We start from the raw sequence: 17,058 nt of genomic DNA on the forward strand, positions 1-17,058 counted from the left end.
TTAATGGAGCCTATTTTTTTGCGATTGTATCATTTTTACTACAGATATTTTAGATAAGATGTTTTATATATAGCACGTTTTGGATATTTGGAGATAATTTATGAATACAAAATGTTTAATAACAGCATCTATTTTTGCTTTGATTTCAGCTTCTACAGCACAGGCAGCTGATGTGAGGGTTTCGCATCACTTAGAACCAGTTGCTCCATCAACTGTTGTGGTGCCTAATTTTACATGGACGGGTTTTTATTTTGGTGGCCAGGTTAGCGGTTTCTCAAGCAAGGTTGATATGGATTTTATCAGTAAAGATAAAACTGTTCCACTAAGTAAAGATTTGTTACCTAGTCTTTCAGGTCTTGCAGGAGGACTTTACACGGGTTTTAATATAGATCTTAGCGATAGCTTTGTTCTTGGTATTGATACAGATTTCATTTGGGCTGACAAAAAGAATACAAAAACTATTTTCACAGGTGATTTTGTATCCGGTAATGCTTTAGCAGAAAATGTGGTAGGAAGGGCTCGCAGATCAGCAGCACCAGCAGCACCAGCAGCACCGGCAGCAGCACAAGCAGCACCGGCAGCAGCACCAGCAGCACCGGCAGCAGCACCAGCAGCATCGGTAAAAGCGCCAGTCTTGCAAGCTTATGGTAAATCACATGGAGCTACCCAAGGGCATTCTTATGCTCATGGTGCGTCTAATAGAGAAGGACACAGCAGTTATCATCATAATGCACAAAGTGTATCTGGGAGTAATGCACAAAATATACATAATGTAGATAAAAAAAGTAACAGTGTATATGGTATAGAGCAAGTTATGGATATGGCTTCTGCTCTTGGTTTCGATAATGATAAATTTAGAATTTTTAATCATACTTTAAAACAAAACTGGGTTGGAACTACACGGATCCGTATTGGTTTTGCTGCTGATCGTATTATGCCCTATGTTGCTGGTGGTGTTGCTTATACACAACTCCAAGATGCCATATCGATATCATCATCATCTAATAAATCAGAGATGGAAAAAGTTTCCTCTAAGGATGTAGTAGATGAAACAAAGATGATGGTTGGTTATACTCTTGGAGGCGGCGTCGATTTTGCAGTACTTGATAATGTTATTGTGCGTGCGGAGTACCGTTATTCAGACTTTGGTAAAAAGAAATTTGCAAAAGAAAAACTTGAAGTTAGGTATAAAACTAATGATGTTCGTGTTGGTGTAGCTTATAAATTTTGATTTATTATAAGATCAAATTGCTAAGAGGCTCCATTTAGGATGGAGCCTTTATTCTTTTGATAGAGTTATTTTGGGATTTTCTTTCTTAATAGTTTCATGATAAAGCTCACGAAACATTATGATATGTCTTCTTGATCACTGCCTAATACAAATGATTATTTCGGCTTTTCCCATGGATTAAAAAACTAGAGTTGCAGGGTTTAAGGAAGTTATGTAAACAATAAAATTATGAAAGTGGACAGGGATATTTCATAATGACTGTGAAAAATGAAACAATGGATTATTCGAAAACTCTTTATTTACCACAAACAAATTTTCCTATGCGAGCGGGGTTGCCACAAAAAGAACTTGAGTTGATGGCAAGATGGGAAAATATGGGGCTTTATGCTCAATTACGTCAGCAAGCAAAAGATCGTCCACTTTATATTCTTCACGATGGTCCTCCTTATGCAAATGGTAATATTCATATCGGGCATGCTTTGAATAAAGTTTTAAAGGATGTGATTGTTCGTTCATTTCAAATGCGCGGTTTTAATGCAAATTATGTACCTGGTTGGGATTGCCATGGACTTCCAATTGAATGGAAAATTGAAGAGAAATATCGTGCACAAGGAAAAAATAAAAATGATGTGCCTCTTAATAAATTTCGTCAAGAATGCCGTGAATTTGCACAACATTGGATAACTGTTCAAAGTGAAGAGTTTAAACGTCTTGGTGTTATAGGAGATTTTAGCACTCCCTACACCACCATGGATTTTCATGTAGAAGCACGTATTGCTAGTGAATTGATAAAATTTGCTATGTCGGATCAGATTTATTGTGGCTCAAAGCCTGTGATGTGGTCTGTTGTTGAGCGTACAGCTTTGGCTGAGGCAGAGATTGAATATCATGATCATGAATCAGAAGTTATTTGGGTTAAGTTTCCTGTTTTTGAAGCGGGTTCTAATGATTTATATGGTTCTTATGTCGTAATTTGGACAACAACTCCATGGACGATTCCTGGTAATCGTGCAGTGAGCTATTCTTCTCAGATTTCTTACAGTATTTATGAGGTTGAAAGTACAGAAAATGATTTTGGTCCTCAAGTTGGAGAAAAACTTCTTTTTGCTGATGCTCTGGCCATGAATTGTGCAGAAAAAGCAAAACTTGTTTTGAAGCGTTTACGTGCTGTTTTTTCTGACGAGCTTAAAGCCCTTGTTCTTTCTCATCCATTTAAAGGTTTAGCTGGGGGGTATAATTATAAGATTGCTATGCTTGATGGTTCACATGTGACAGATAGTGCTGGTACAGGTTTTGTTCATACAGCACCGAGCCATGGGCGTGAAGATTTTGAAATTTGGAATGCGTCTAAGCTTATATTAGAGCAGGCTGGTATTGATTCATCTATACCATTTCCCGTTGATGATGCTGGTTTTTATACGAAAGATGCTCCTGGTTTTGGGCCTGATCGTGAAGGGGGAGCTGCACGTGTTATTGATGATAATGGAAGAATGGGTGATGCTAATAAGGAAGTGATTAATGCTTTAATTAAAGCAGATCGATTATTTGCACGTGATCGTTTAAAACATTCTTATCCTCATAGTTGGCGTTCAAAAAAACCAGTTATTTTTCGTAATACCCCACAATGGTTTATTTCGATGGATAAAGATCTTGGAGATGGCTCAACTTTACGTAGTCGAGCTTTAGAAGCTGTTTCGATGACACGTTTTGTACCACCTTCTGGACAAAATCGTTTGGCTTCCATGATAACGGATCGTCCTGATTGGGTTCTTTCTCGTCAACGCGCTTGGGGAGTTCCAATTTGTATTTTTGTGAATGAAGATGGCATCATTCTTAAAGATGAGAAAGTAAATGAGCGTATTTTGCGGGCTTTTGAAGTGGAAGGAGCAGATGCATGGTTTGCAGAAGGAGCACGTGAACGTTTTTTAGGTGAACGTATGCATGAATCTTGGGTTCAGGTTCGTGATATTCTTGATGTTTGGTTTGATTCTGGAGCAAGTCATAGTTTTGTGCTAGAAGATAGAGCTGATTTAAAATGGCCTGCTGATATTTATCTTGAAGGATCTGATCAGCATCGTGGCTGGTTCCAGTCTTCTCTTTTGGAAAGTTGTGGTACGCGCGTTTGTGCGCCTTATAAGGCAGTGGTGACGCACGGTTTTACTTTGGATGAGAATGGCAAGAAAATGTCTAAATCTCTAGGGAATACGATTGTTCCGCAAGAGATTATTGAAAAATCCGGTGCTGATATTTTTCGTCTTTGGGTAATGACGACTGATTATTGGGAAGATCAGCGTTTAGGCAAAAAAATTCTGCAAACAAACGTGGACTTATATCGTAAACTGCGTAATGCGATTCGCTGGATGCTTGGAATTCTAGCGCATGATGATGGAGAAGAAATATCTTATTGTATGCTGCCTGATCTTGAAAAATTTATATTACATAGGCTTTTTGAACTTGATCAATTGGTTAATCGAGCTTACGATAATTTTGATTTTAAGAAGATTATGCGTGCATTATTAGATTTTTCGATCATTGAGCTATCAGCATTTTATTTTGATATTCGTAAAGATTCCCTTTATTGTGATGCACCTTCATCAAAAAAACGTAAGGCTTCTTTGCAGATTGTCCGTGAGATTTTTGAGCGAATGGTTACGTGGCTAGCGCCAATGTTGCCTTTTACAATGGAAGAAGCTTGGTTAGAGCGTTATCCAGAAAGCCATTCGGTGCATTTAGAGCAGTTCCGGCTTGCACAGAAAGAATGGCAGAATGAAGTTTTGGCTGAACGGTGGAAAAAAGTCCGGCAGGTTCGTAAAGTTGTAACTGGTGCTTTAGAGCTTGAGAGAGCCGAAAAGCATATTGGGTCATCTCTTGAGTCAGCACCTATTGTATTTATTTCTAATCCAGTTTTGCTGGAAGCATTAGAAAATTTGGATATGGCAGAAATTTGTATCACCAGTGCTCTCACAATTGTCCAAGATACACCGCCTTCGGATGCTTTTGTTTTAAATGATGTTGAAGGTGTTGGTGTGTGTCCAGGAAAGGCTTTAGGTACAAAATGTGCTCGTTCATGGCGTTACACACAAGATGTTGGGAGCGATCCAGATTATCCTGATGTATCTGCTCGTGATGCGGCTGCTTTGCGTGAATTACAGATGCTTGGTAAGATTTAAAAATTTGGATCCTGAGAGAAAATACAGGATTGTAAATAGCGTTGTTATCATTTGAGTTCTGTCATTGATGAGCGTGATCTTTTATAATAGCGGCAAATTCCTATTATTCTATTTATTATGTATGGAAATGATTTCTAATGAGTTATGAAGAGATTAATTGGCCATATATTAAGAAAAATGGATAAGCAGTAAAAAAGTGAAGTAAAAATATTTCTAATATGTATCTTAGGTCTGCGCTGTGTTTGAATAGGATGTAATTCACCTTTTCTTACCTATAATAGTGTGTAAATTAAATTAAAGTAGCTTCGTTACAATTTCTGTAAGATATTTGCTAACCTTACTTTATTTGTGGTTAATAAATAACAATCATAAGTTTGTTATGAAATCTCCTTCAAAATTTGTGGTATCGGAACTTGATTCATGTGTGGTTTTATTGCTGCCTTAGCAAGATATAGCATAAGATGGTCGTCTTGGTGGAACTGTGATATTGAAGTTTGATCCTAATAGTGGTGAAATTCTTATTTTTTAAAGTATCATCAGTTAATTAACATACTAATATTAGTATTTTGGAAGATATTACATAGTTAAATAATGAAGGAGTAATAGAAATATTTGAGCCGGCAGAGGGAATAAAGTAGAAGTATAGAGTATTATTTATATCTCTACTGAGCTGCCTTTAAGCCGTTGTCAACTGATAGGGATTGAACTTGCTGGTTAACAGGATAAAGATACAGTATTAAAAAAGTATGAGAGAAAAAGCGCTTCAGAAACAGGTTCTAGTTGAAAGAATTAGTTACCTTTTAAAAGAGGTTTGATATTCTTTGAATGGGGGAGATGTGTGAGCAAGCGTAGGAATTATTTTTAATATCGCTTTTGTACAAAAAAATCTTTAAGCAGTTGAAAAGCTTCTTTTTCCTTAAAACCATAATAGATTTCAGGTTTGTGGTGACAAGTTGGTTGTTGATAAAAGCGTGGACCATGTTCGATGGCGCCACCTTTGGGGTCGCTTATTGCATAGTAAAGGCGCCGGATGCGTGCAAATGAAATGGCAGCAGCACACATAGCACAAGGTTCAAGCGTTACGTAAAGGTCACAATCAGGAAGTCTTTCATTTTGGAATGTTTCACAAGCCATACGAATAACGCGTATTTCTGCATGTCCCGTAGGATCATATACAGTTTTTATGTAGTTACCAGCACGTGCAATAACTATATTGTTGTGTGTAATGACGGCACCTACGGGAACTTCATCTTTTTTTGCTGCCCATTGCGCTTCTAAAAGGGCTATTTCCATAAAAGTTAAAGTCATAATGTTCTTTTTACTGAATCGTAGAGAGTTAAAGGTTCTTTCATATCGAAGGATGCTATCAAAGTGAGTGAGCTATTACCATTTTGTAACAAAGGAGATATTATTACTTTTTAGAGCGTTTAAGATCAATTTGCAAGTAAACAGGTGTATTATTATTGTCAAAGGATAGAAAATGATCAACGATTGTGCTACTCCCCCTTTTCAGGATAAGAGGTATAGTACGTGTGAATGATTTGCTGAGCGTATAGGAAGAGGTTGGTGTGAAAAGCAAATGAATGAAAATAGTGAGAATGAGCGGATTGCTAAAAGATTGGCGCGTGCTGGTGTTGCATCACGTCGTGATGCAGAAATGATGATTACTGCAGGTCGTGTTGTTGTTAATGGTACAGTTGTGACAACACCTGCTTTTAATGTTACTCGCTCTGATATTATTGCAGTTGATGGTAAACCTTTATCTCCTATAGAACGAACGCGGTTGTGGCTTTATCATAAGCCAGCAGGATTTGTCACTACTAACCATGATCCTGCAGGTAGGCCGACAGTATTTAGCAATTTACCAAAAGGAATGCCTCGTGTTCTTTCTGTGGGTAGGCTTGATATTAATACGGAAGGGCTTTTGTTATTAACCAATGATGGTGGTCTAGCACGTGTATTAGAGCTTCCTTTAACGGGGTGGGTGCGTAAATATCGTGTACGTGCTCATGGAAAGATAAAACAAAGTGCGCTTGATAATTTGAAAAATGGTATTGCAATTGATGGTATTTTCTATGGTTCGATTGAAGCATCGATTGAACGTGAACAGGGAGCGAATATATGGCTTTCTGTGGCTTTGCGTGAAGGAAAAAATCGCGAAATAAAGAATGTTTTGGGTGCACTAGGGTTATTGGTTAATCGTTTAATTCGTGTATCTTATGGTCCATTTCAGCTATCTGACTTAGAAAGAGGAGCAGTTCGTGAATTAAAAAGTCGAATGTTACGTGATCAATTAGGTGAGCGTTTGATTGCGCAAGCTAATGCAGATTTTGAGGCTCCTATTCTTAAACCGTTTTCAAATTCTACAGTTATTTTGGAGAAACAAAGTAGCAAAAATCTTTTTGTCGCGAATGATGGCTGGATTTCTTCGAGTGGAGGAGCTACGCAACACAGACGGCGAGGCGGTTTTATTGAGCATGGTTCAGTGCGCTTGAATACAAAACCTTATGAAAAATTTATGCGTAAGGATAAGAGCGAATATGGAAAAGAAGAGCGTTTTTTGCTACGTTCACGCCGTTCTAATGTTTGGATGGCACCTGGTGCACGTCTACAGAGTACACATAAGAAGTCATTCTATAGTAAGGATAATCTTCATGATCATGAGAGTGATTTAGCTGAAAAAAGATCTTTTCATAGAGGTAAGAAGAAGCCACAAGAAGGTAAGTTACGAAAAGATAAAGAGATTAGTTTTGATCAAAGATGTGGTAAAGCATTTTATGGTGAGGTGCGTGTTTCTAACAAGAAGGATCATTTTCTAAAGAAAGAAGGAAAATCTATGAAAGGCAATCATAATAAGCATTCTTTTGAGAATAAGCAAGGAATGAAATTATATGATAATGCTATAAAAAAATCTAAACCGAATGGTAGGACAAAAAAATCAAAACTATTTAGAGGATCACGTGCGGATCATCGGCGGTAAATTTGCGGGGCGTATTTTGTGTGCTCCTATTGATCAATCAATTCGCCCAACAAGCGATCGTACACGAGAAAGTCTTTTTAATATTCTTGCTAGCCGAGAAGAACAATTTTGGATTAATAAGCGTATTCTTGATCTTTTTGCTGGTACTGGTGCTTTAGGCATTGAGGCACTCTCACGTGGTGCAAAGACTGCAGTTTTTGTTGAACACTCAATTGAAGGACGAGGATTGATACAAAAAAATCTTGAATCTTTTGAATTACAGTCAATTGGACGAGTTTTGCGGCGTGATGCAACCAAGCTTGGTAATATTGGGACAATGCCTCCATTTGATGTTATCTGTGCGGATCCTCCTTATGGACATTGTTTAGGCGAACGTGCTTTTGTGGAAGCTCTGAAGGGAGGGTGGGCAAAAATTGATACACTCTTTGTACTTGAAGAAAAGAAAGATGTGGTTATTCATTTACCTAATATATTTTATATGGATGATGAACGTTTTTATGGTGATACAGTAATACGTATTTATAAACTTCAATCATGATTTTTTAATTTAAGAGAGATTCTTATTCTATTTGATAGAAGAGTAAAGATTATTTCATATAGGTTTAAAATATTCATACATTGTTGATAACTATAAAAATTTCTGAGCAAAGAATGAGCACTCCTTATGTTTTCTCAGGGGAGATAAAAGAATAAGCTAGGAGAGAGAAAATGAAAATTTTTTTAGTGCTCAGTGAGGAGAGAGGTACACAATTCTGGCCATTTCTCGGTTATCAGAGTCTTTGATGATTTAGATTTAAAGCTAAATATTATTGCGGGGTTTTCGATCGGTTTGATTTTAGGTGCAGGTTTGGTTTCCGGAATGATAGAAGTAGATTGAAAAGATTATTACCTTTCAGCTTTTTCTAATTTTAATAATGTATTGTATCACTTATAGTTTGTGGCGCCAACCTTATGGAAAAAAGAATTATGGGAGTGCAGTTTCCGCTTTTTTCAATTTAATTTAGAGCCAGTTTTAGAGAATTTTTACTACATAATTTGCTACGGAATTTTGGTACATTAAAAATTTCTTTTCATGCTATTGCTACAAACACAAAAACAGTTGTTATCTAGGAAGGAGATTTACATTCAGCTTTAGCGGTTTTTTTTGCTATTCTCGATTTATCTAAACCTATTTTACGCAATCAGAGTTTTTTGATTAACGGGGCTATTTGTAATCCATTTCCTTTTGGTCATTTTATTGATCTTGTAGATTTTTCGATTGGTATTGATACTATTGGTTTTCCAATAATTGAATATAGAAACGGACATTTTTCAGTAGCTGAAAGCTTTATTGCTGCCGCTGTTAGAGGAAAAAATGTACTCATTACAGTATTTAATGTTGGATCTTTTATTGAAGCATTTTATTGATAATACTCATATTTTAGTTTTTTCAAAGCTAAAGAAATTTTACAACGCGTGGTATTTTTTCATGAAGAAGCCAAAAGAGAATTACTCAATTCACTGAAAAAAAGAGTGCATTAATGATGTGTAATTTTTATCGATAGGCATACAAGAGTTACATTTTTGTGTAAATTTGCCAAATTGCTTATCCGATGATGAATCATAAAAGGGAGCCCATGATGATTGATAAGAACCAGGTTGATAAAGCCGCATCATTAGTTAAAACTGCAAGGTGTTTTGGAGCAGATGCTGCTGATGCTGTTATTATTCACACGCATTCTACTCGTGTATCGGTTCGTTTAGGGAAAATAGAATCAATAGAAGCTTCAGAAAGTGATGATTGTACATTGAGAGTTTTTGTTGGTAAAAAAGTTGCAAGTGTTTCTGCTAATTTAGTAGCTTATTCGCAGGAATTAGTAGAACGTGCTATTGCAATGGCTAAAGCTTCTCCAGATAATTTATTTGAAGGTTTGGCAGATAAAGAGTTTTTAGTTACTCATCCTAAAGATCTTGATCTTTTTGATAATTTTGTTCCTCACAGTCATTTTTTAACAGAAGATGCTTTGAAAATGGAGGCAGCCGCCCTTGATGTTAAAGGGGTAAGTAATTCTGGTGGAGCTACAACAGTTTATGGCCATAGTGGATTTATTCTTGTAACAAGCGATGATTTTTGTGAGGCTTACCGTTCCAGTTATTTTTCACGTTTTTGCAGCGCACTTGCTAGTAAAGGCTCTGTGATGGAGCGGGATTATGATTATACAACTGCCTTACATTTTTCTGATTTAGAGGCAGCAGAAATTGTAGGAAAAAATGCGGGGTTAAGGGCAGTTCAACGTTTAGGGGCAGTTCGTGCAGCTACAGGGATGGTTGATGTCATTTTTGATCCACGTACAGCTCGTGGAATTGCTGAGCATATCGCATGTATGGTTAATGGAGCATTAGTTGCTCGTAAAACGAGTCTTTTACAAAATTTTTTAGGTAAAGCAGTGATGAAGCCTGATGTGAATGTGACAGATCAACCTTTGCGATTGCGTGGTAATTTTTCTCGTCCTTTTGATGGAGAAGGGGTAGAGGGGAAAACATTAAATATTATTGAAAATGGGATTTTAAAAAATTGGCTTCTTTCATCATCTTCAGCCCGTGAATTAGGTCTAAAGACCAATGGTCATGGTGTACGTTCAGCATCATTGGTTCAACCAGCGAGTACCAATTTTGCTATTGAACCAGGTTTAATATTACCTAGAGATATGATAAAAGATTTGCGGAGTGGTTTTTATGTAACAGAATTATTTGGGCATGGAATTGATTTTGTTACAGGGCAGTACAGTCGTGGTGCTTCCGGTTTTTGGATTGAAAACGGTGAAATTGCTTATCCAGTGAGTGAAGTGACGCTAGGTTCTAATTTGCTGCATATGTTAGCACATTTAACACCTGCAAATGATATTGATCGGCGTTATGGTATATCTGCTCCGACATTATTAATTGAAGGGATGACACTTGCAGGAAAATAACACACATCATTCTTCTGATTTGGATCTTTTGCTTAATATTTGTCGAGAAGCAGGGGATTTGGCCATGAAATATTTTGGATGTGAGTTAGATGTTTGGATTAAAGATGGTAATTCACCGGTTAGTGAAGCGGATTTTGCAGTTGATCGCTTTTTAAAAGAGAAACTTCTAAAGGCGCGTCCAAATTATGGATGGATTTCAGAAGAAACAAAAGATAATCGGAAACAACAGGCTTATGAACGCTATTTTATGGTTGATCCTATTGATGGGACTCGTGGTTTTCTTTCTGGCAATACCTATTGGTGTATTTCAATTGCTATTATTGAGGATGGGCGTCCTATCGTGGGTGTTGTACAGTGTCCTGCTCAAGGGGATGTTTATGCAGCTGTTGCTGGTGGAGGAGCGACATTAAATGGCATAAAACTTCCTCTTTTGGCATCTCAGATTAATCATAAATGTAAAGTTTCACTTGATAAATCAATAGCTCAAAAATTGCCGGAAGATTTTTGTAATCAAGTTAGTTTTTACCGTGATATTCCTTCTCTTGCGTATCGTATTGTTCTTGTTGCACAGGATGAAATCGATGTTGTGTTGGTTCGTCCGAATTGTCATGAGTGGGATATTGCTGCTGCTGATCTTATTTTGCAAGAATGCGGTGGATGTTTTCTGCCATTTGATGCCCCTTCTATTTTTTATAGGATTGAACCTTATCAATATGGATTTTTAATTGCTGGTAAAAATAATTGCTGTCAAAATATAATAGATATTGTTCGTCAGACAAAGTTGGTCTAATCACATAAAAGCATGTTAAAATTTCTTAATAAAATGGAGGCATATATGACTGAAATTAAAGAAAAAAAACAATATTTATATCTTGTATTTGGGGGAGAGCTGAAAAATCTTAATAGTAATCAATTTAAGAATCTTGATGATTTAGATGTGGTTGGTATTTTTCCAAATTATCAGTTAGCTCAAGAAGCATGGCGGGCAAAAGCACAAAGTAGTGTAGATAATGCATTACAACGCTATTACATTGTCGATTTACATCGGCTTCTTGACCCTGAAACAGGTGGAGTATAATAAAGTTTAAACATTCGGTCATTATCTTGGTTACGGTTAGTGCAGTGAAAGTGAATTTATCTGACTTAATTATCAGGATGAGTAAAATAATATAGAAAAGAGGAATGTGCTTTAAAGTGCTTTTGGTGAAAGAAATTCTATTCGCTGATAAAAATGTAATTTGCATAAGTTTTATAGTATGGGTGATGGCGGGTTATTTTCATGTTATTTATTGAACAAATCTATGGTTGAAAAGCCTAAATAATCTTGCAAAGGTACATAGCATTGATAATCCATGTATTACCACTTTTTTGTATGGTTGGTATATCATTAGGTTTTTTCTTCATTTTCGAGTGGAGGAGTTGTTGCTATGTTTTTTCATTCCGATAATACAGAAATAAATAATACATAATTTACAAAAAAGTTAAGATTTACAATTATGGGTGATTCAAGGAAATGAAGCAAAATGCATCATGTAAATAAGGATATTGTGAGCATTATGTACGCTTTAAAGTGCTTTTAAAGTTGGCAAAGAGGCAGCCACAATTAAGGATGGTTTATGTAAAAAGATATATAAAACTGGGGAAGAGATTATTTAGTTAGCAAAATTATCTGCTTACTCTATTACACTTTATGCACATGGATTTCTATAGGAGAAAATTCTTAAAAAAATACGAAATACAATTACATTTTTTCATTCTTTTGGAGATTTTATCGTTTTTGTGAGTGAGGCATTTTTGATCTTCTAAATATGGCATGGTGTTTTACTAAAAGAAGACGGATATAATGAATTATTTAATAAAAAAATTTACAGAAGTCTTAAAACAGGTGAATGAGGTGGTTTTAAATGGTGGAACTAAAGGCACGTGCAGCTCTTTCAATTTATCGAATGGTTGGCTTTTGTTTACGTCCTGTTGTGCCTTTTTATTTATTTTTTCGTTCTGTACGTGGAAAAGAAGAGCGCGGTCGTCAAAAAGAGCGTTTAGGTAAAAGCCATAAAGCACGTCCACAAAGCCCATTAATTTGGTTTCATGCAGCTAGTGTTGGAGAAACACTTGCCCTTGTTCCACTCATTAATTATATTTTATCATTGAAAATCAATGTATTATTGACAACTGATACTGTGACATCTTCTTCTTTCGTAAAAAAGTATTTTGGGAATCGGTTAATTCATCAATATGCTCCATTGGATTTAGATTTAGCAGTGCGTCGTTTTATTTGTCATTGGAAACCTGATTTAGCATTGATTTGTGAATCAGAAATTTGGCCTTTACGTATTAAAGAACTTGCTAAAATGCATATTCCACAGATTTTGGTTAATGCTCATATGTCTGAATACTCTTTTAAAGCTTGGAAAAAATGGCACGTTCTTGCCAAACATATTTTTCAGCATATTGATATGGCTATTGGTCAGAATGAAAGAGATGTGGTGTATTATCATACGCTTGGGGTAAAGTCTGTTGCACTTTCTGGTAATCTCAAGGCCGATGTTTTTCTGTTTGAAGATCAATCGTTGCTCACACATTATCGTAATGCTATTGGCAATCGTCCGGTTTGGGCTGCTGTTTCAACTCATGAGGGGGAAGAGCAGATTGTTTTTGAGGTTCATAAGATTCTTAAAAATTATTTGCCAGATTTATTGACAATTATTGTACCTCGTCATCCTGAACGTTCAGAAAATCTTATAAAGATATGCAGCAATAAGGGGTTGCATTTTATTCGTAGGAGCAACAATACTGTTCCAGATGCGAATACAGATATTTTGTGGGGAGACACAATTGGAGAGATGGGACTTTTTCTTCGTTTATCGAAAGTTACTTTTATTGGTAAGTCGTTGTGTGGATATGGTGGACACAATCCACTAGAATTAGCTTTATGTGGTTCAGCTATTTTGACAGGGCCAAATGTCTCAAATTTTCAAGAGATATTTGAGCAATTTCTAGTACATGATGCAGCATGTATGGTTCAAGATACAAAGCAACTTTCTATTCAAGTTTATAAGCTTTTAACAAATGAAACATTACGGCAAGAAATGGTTGATAGAGCTCATAAAGTAGCAACAGGCATGTCGGGTGCACTCGAGCGCACATTAAAATTTCTTGATCCATTTTTACAACCACTTGTGATACAGACAAGTTTAAGTCAACGTCGGAGTGGGTATGCGTAATAATGCCTTACATTTTTGGTGGCGAGGTAAAAGTTTTTTGAGTCTTTTATTAACGCCAATTTCTTGGGTGTATGGTTATTTTTCACGTTGTCGCATGGCAAATCAGCCTCCCGTTATTGATCTACCAGTTTTGTGTGTTGGCAATTTTACATTAGGTGGTGCAGGAAAAACGCCTGTTGTCATTGCTTTTGCTCAAGTTGCTAAAGAGCTTGGTTTAGTACCTGGCATTGTATCACGTGGTTATGGTGGGAAGGTTAAAGGAGTACATCTTGTAAATGAAAAATTTGATAATGCCCGTGATGTTGGCGATGAATCACTTTTGCTTGCACGGCATGCTCTTGTTGCTATATCGCCCAATCGTTATGCTGCTGCACAACGGCTTAAGGAAGAAGGGTGTAATCTTATTTTAATGGATGATGGATTTCAAAGTCGTCGTCTTTATACGGATTATGCGTTGCTTGTTGTGGATGCAATGCGTGGATTTGGGAATGGAGCTGTTTTTCCAGCAGGGCCTTTGCGTACATCGTTAAAAACACAATTTTTTTTAATGGATAGTGTTTTGTTGATTGGTCATTCGGAGGTTCATGATAATATCGCTTTTCTTGTTGCTCGTACTGGAAAGCCTTTATATCGTGCTTATCTGAAACCATTAGTGTCTGATAAGGTTGCAGGAAAGTTATTTTTGGCATTTGCAGGTATCGGTAACCCAGATAAATTTTTTAAATCAATTAAAGAGCTATCTGGGCATATTGTGCAAGCTTACTCTTATCCAGATCACTATTTTTTTACCGATACGGATTTAAAAAATCTTTCAGAAAAAGCTAAAAATCAAAATTTATGGCTGGCTACAACTGCTAAGGATTATACACGTATACAAACAAGTAGTGTACAAAAAAACTTAAGAAATCTTGTTGTATTTGATGTTAAAGTCGATTTTGTTCAAGAAGATTTTTGTCGTATGATACTTGAGGAGGTTATGGCTCGTTTTGTAAAACGAGAATGCCCTCTTTAGTTTGAATTTTGAAAGCAAAAACTGAGCTGTATAGTTTTCAATTGGTTATTTTTTTTGTGTTTTTAACAATTGGCTGAGATACGGATTACATTCAAGTTCGCGGTTATAAGAAATTTCACAGCTAGCATATGCTTCTTGGCGGTGATGATTCCAATATTTCAGATCGTCTATAGAAATTTTTTGTCCGCTAACAGCACATAGGGTATAGGTTCCATATTTCACAATTTTATATCCATTACTGGAATAGTGAATTTTTGCTTCGCGTTCATCGTTGAAAAACATTCCTTATACTTCCTTTCTATCGGTATGAGAGATTATTCAAACAGAATGCCATAAGATACTTTATGAAGTCGATAATAAATTAAAAAATATTTTTTTCCTTAAATGGTAAATGGTAGCTTATTTTCTACCAAAAAGCCGTTCTATATCAGCTAATTTAAGTTCAATATAAGTAGGACGGCCATGATTACATGTACCTGTATTAGGTGTTGCTTCTATTTGCCGTAATAGTGCATTCATTTCTTCAGGATGTAAAAGACGACCTGATCTTATTGAGCTGTGGCAAGCCATAGTTGCTGCAACATAATCAAGCATTGCTTTTAAATTATTTGTAGTATCATATTCGGCTGCTTCATCTGCAAGATCTTTAATAAGTGCTTGTACGTTGGTGTTTCCTAACATAGATGGTGTTTCACGCACGATGATTGCACCAAGCCCAAATGATTCTATTCCTAAGCCAAATTTCTGCAAAGTATCTTTGTGGTTTAAAAGGCACACTGCATCTTCTTCAGAGAGTTCTACAATTTCAGGGATAAGCAACAATTGTGAAGAAATCGGTTTGGAATAAAGTGCATTCTTGAGTGCTTCATAGACTAATCTTTCGTGCGCAGCATGCTGATCTACAATTATCAAACTGTCTTTAGTTTGAGCGATAATGTAGTTTTTATGGATTTGTGCTCTAGCAGCTCCTAGTGGATAATGTAATTCCTCCAATGAGGGTATAGTGTTTGCAGTACGTACATCGCCACTTGGTGTATCTAAATGTTCCATAATAAGAGTATTATTTTCTCTTAAATTAAGAGAGTGTGTAATATTTAGTGGTTTGTGAACTTCTGATGTGATTGCTGGTGCAAAGTGATTATTTTGTAAGCCGTAAGAAAAAGGCTGGTGAGTACTCTTAAAAGTTTTCAGTGATTGTGATGCTTGAAATGCAGTTAGCATTGCTTCAGAGTTTTTTGAAGTGGGACGGACACCAGTATGGTGCAATGCTTCATGAATTGTTCTAATGATTAAACTGCGAATTAACCCTGGATCACGGAATCGTATATCGGCTTTGGTTGGGTGTACGTTAACATCTACATCAGCAGGTGGTAAATTAATAAAAATAATAGATATAGGATAACGGTCCCGAGCTATGACATCAGCATAAGCTCCTCGGATTGCTCCCCAGAGAAATTTATCACGTACTGGACGCCCATTAACATAAGCAAATTGATGAAGACTATTGCTACGGTTGAAGGATGGTAAACAGGTAAATCCAGTTAAACGAACACCTTCGCATTCAGCATCAAGCGCGATGCTATTGGGAGCAAATTCCTTTCCCATAATCTGTGTAATGCGTTGTAATTGTCCTTGCATATTATTTTCTGTAGCAGGTAATTCCATGGATGTTCGATCTGAACCAGAGAGAGAAAAGCGGATATGGGGAAATGCAATAGCAATTCGTTTAATCATATCGGTAATGGCATTTGTTTCAGCTCTATCAGTTTTCATAAATTTTAATCGTGCCGGAGTAATAAAAAAGAGGTCACGAACTTCAACAATAGTGCCAGGATTGGCAGCAGCTGGTTTTGGTCCTACAATTTTTCCTGCTGTGACGATAATTTCAGTAGCACTGTCAGCATACTGTGTTCGTGAAGTTAATTTAAGTTTGGCAACAGAACCAATAGAGGGTAAAGCTTCTCCTCGAAAACCAAGGAAACAGATATTATGTATATCATCAGTAATTTTTGAGGTACAATGGCGAGACACTGCTAGCGTTAGCTGATCTTTGGGAATACCGCATCCATTATCGATCACTTTTATAAAGTTTTTTCCACCATTTGCTGTAACAATCTCAATTCGAGTTGCCTTAGCATCAATAGCATTTTCAACAAGCTCTTTAACAACATTTGCTGGTCGTTCAATAACTTCACCAGCGGCAATTTGATTAATAATATTTTCGCTGAGATGGCGTATAATCATAATAAATTTTAACGGAATTTTTGAGTACTATAAAGAAGCTTTAGATGATGATAACATCATTTGTTTAATATTCAAGGATAAGAGAGTGTGAAAAGTATTACCTTTAAGCTGAATTTACTTTCAAATAATATTTTATCAAGTGCCATTTCATTGTTTATGGTATCCTATTATTGATTATGATAGCAAATTGATTAGCAAGATCAATAAAGAATAATTTTTATTTCTTTAAAACAGCTTGTATCAATT

At 36.3% G+C, this 17,058-nt stretch carries 13 protein-coding genes; 10 read left to right on the plus strand and 3 right to left on the minus strand.

Annotated features, from left to right (window positions below; genetic code table 11):
- Positions 1-100 precede the first annotated feature (100 nt).
- Both V4P56_RS00325 and ileS read left to right on the plus strand, forming a co-directional pair.
- A complete protein-coding gene (locus V4P56_RS00325; protein ID WP_455482127.1) occupies positions 101-1,231 on the plus strand; it encodes an outer membrane protein in 1,131 nt (376 codons plus the stop codon).
- Positions 1,232-1,485: 254 nt separating this feature from the next.
- Positions 1,486-4,401 carry an isoleucine--tRNA ligase gene (gene ileS, locus V4P56_RS00330; RefSeq protein ID WP_455482128.1) on the plus strand — a complete coding sequence of 972 codons (2,916 nt, stop codon included), beginning with the start codon at positions 1,486-1,488 and terminating at the stop codon, positions 4,399-4,401.
- 861 nt (positions 4,402-5,262) lie between these two features.
- Here the strand turns inward: ileS and V4P56_RS00335 are convergent.
- A complete protein-coding gene (locus V4P56_RS00335) occupies positions 5,263-5,709 on the minus strand; it encodes a nucleoside deaminase (protein WP_455482129.1) in 447 nt (148 codons plus the stop codon).
- Positions 5,710-5,980: 271 nt separating this feature from the next.
- Between V4P56_RS00335 and V4P56_RS00340 the strand changes: the two genes are divergently transcribed.
- The 8 genes from V4P56_RS00340 (at position 5,981) to lpxK (ending at position 14,568) form a co-directional block, all read left to right on the plus strand.
- Positions 5,981-7,381, plus strand: coding sequence for a pseudouridine synthase (locus V4P56_RS00340; protein WP_455482130.1), 1,401 nt, complete (start codon positions 5,981-5,983; stop codon positions 7,379-7,381).
- Positions 7,362-7,919, plus strand: coding sequence for a 16S rRNA (guanine(966)-N(2))-methyltransferase RsmD (gene rsmD, locus V4P56_RS00345; protein ID WP_455482131.1), 558 nt, complete (start codon positions 7,362-7,364; stop codon positions 7,917-7,919). The genes V4P56_RS00340 and rsmD overlap by 20 nt, the downstream gene beginning before the upstream one ends.
- Before the next feature lie 653 nt (positions 7,920-8,572).
- Entirely contained in the window at positions 8,573-8,788 is a 216-nt protein-coding gene (locus V4P56_RS00350; RefSeq protein ID WP_455482132.1) for a hypothetical protein, read from the plus strand.
- Between the two features lie 212 nt (positions 8,789-9,000).
- The gene (locus V4P56_RS00355) at positions 9,001-10,332 is read left to right on the plus strand and encodes a TldD/PmbA family protein (protein ID WP_455482617.1); all 1,332 of its coding nucleotides are present in this window, start codon (positions 9,001-9,003) and stop codon (positions 10,330-10,332) included.
- On the plus strand, positions 10,319-11,122 hold the full coding sequence (locus V4P56_RS00360; RefSeq protein ID WP_455482133.1) for a 3'(2'),5'-bisphosphate nucleotidase CysQ: 804 nt from the start codon (positions 10,319-10,321) through the stop codon (positions 11,120-11,122). The genes V4P56_RS00355 and V4P56_RS00360 overlap by 14 nt, the downstream gene beginning before the upstream one ends.
- 45 nt (positions 11,123-11,167) lie before the next feature.
- Positions 11,168-11,410 carry a DUF4170 domain-containing protein gene (locus tag V4P56_RS00365; protein ID WP_455482134.1) on the plus strand — a complete coding sequence of 81 codons (243 nt, stop codon included), beginning with the start codon at positions 11,168-11,170 and terminating at the stop codon, positions 11,408-11,410.
- Between the two features lie 826 nt (positions 11,411-12,236).
- Positions 12,237-13,556: a lipid IV(A) 3-deoxy-D-manno-octulosonic acid transferase gene (gene waaA / locus V4P56_RS00370; protein WP_455482135.1), complete on the plus strand. Its 1,320-nt coding sequence runs from the start codon at positions 12,237-12,239 to the stop codon at positions 13,554-13,556.
- Positions 13,549-14,568: a tetraacyldisaccharide 4'-kinase gene (lpxK, locus tag V4P56_RS00375; RefSeq protein ID WP_455482136.1), complete on the plus strand. Its 1,020-nt coding sequence runs from the start codon at positions 13,549-13,551 to the stop codon at positions 14,566-14,568. The genes waaA and lpxK overlap by 8 nt, the downstream gene beginning before the upstream one ends.
- Before the next feature lie 45 nt (positions 14,569-14,613).
- On the opposite strand, the gene V4P56_RS00380 is transcribed toward lpxK, so the two are convergent.
- Together V4P56_RS00380 and mutL are read right to left on the minus strand one after the other, a co-directional pair.
- Positions 14,614-14,850, minus strand: a complete 237-nt coding sequence (locus V4P56_RS00380) for a DUF2093 domain-containing protein (protein WP_455482137.1) — start codon at positions 14,848-14,850, stop codon at positions 14,614-14,616.
- Positions 14,851-14,967: 117 nt separating this feature from the next.
- Complete coding sequence (gene mutL / locus V4P56_RS00385; protein ID WP_455482138.1) at positions 14,968-16,812, minus strand: DNA mismatch repair endonuclease MutL; 1,845 nt, start codon at positions 16,810-16,812, stop codon at positions 14,968-14,970.
- Positions 16,813-17,058 lie beyond the last annotated feature (246 nt).

This window comes from Bartonella sp. B35(2025), from assembly GCF_053794465.1.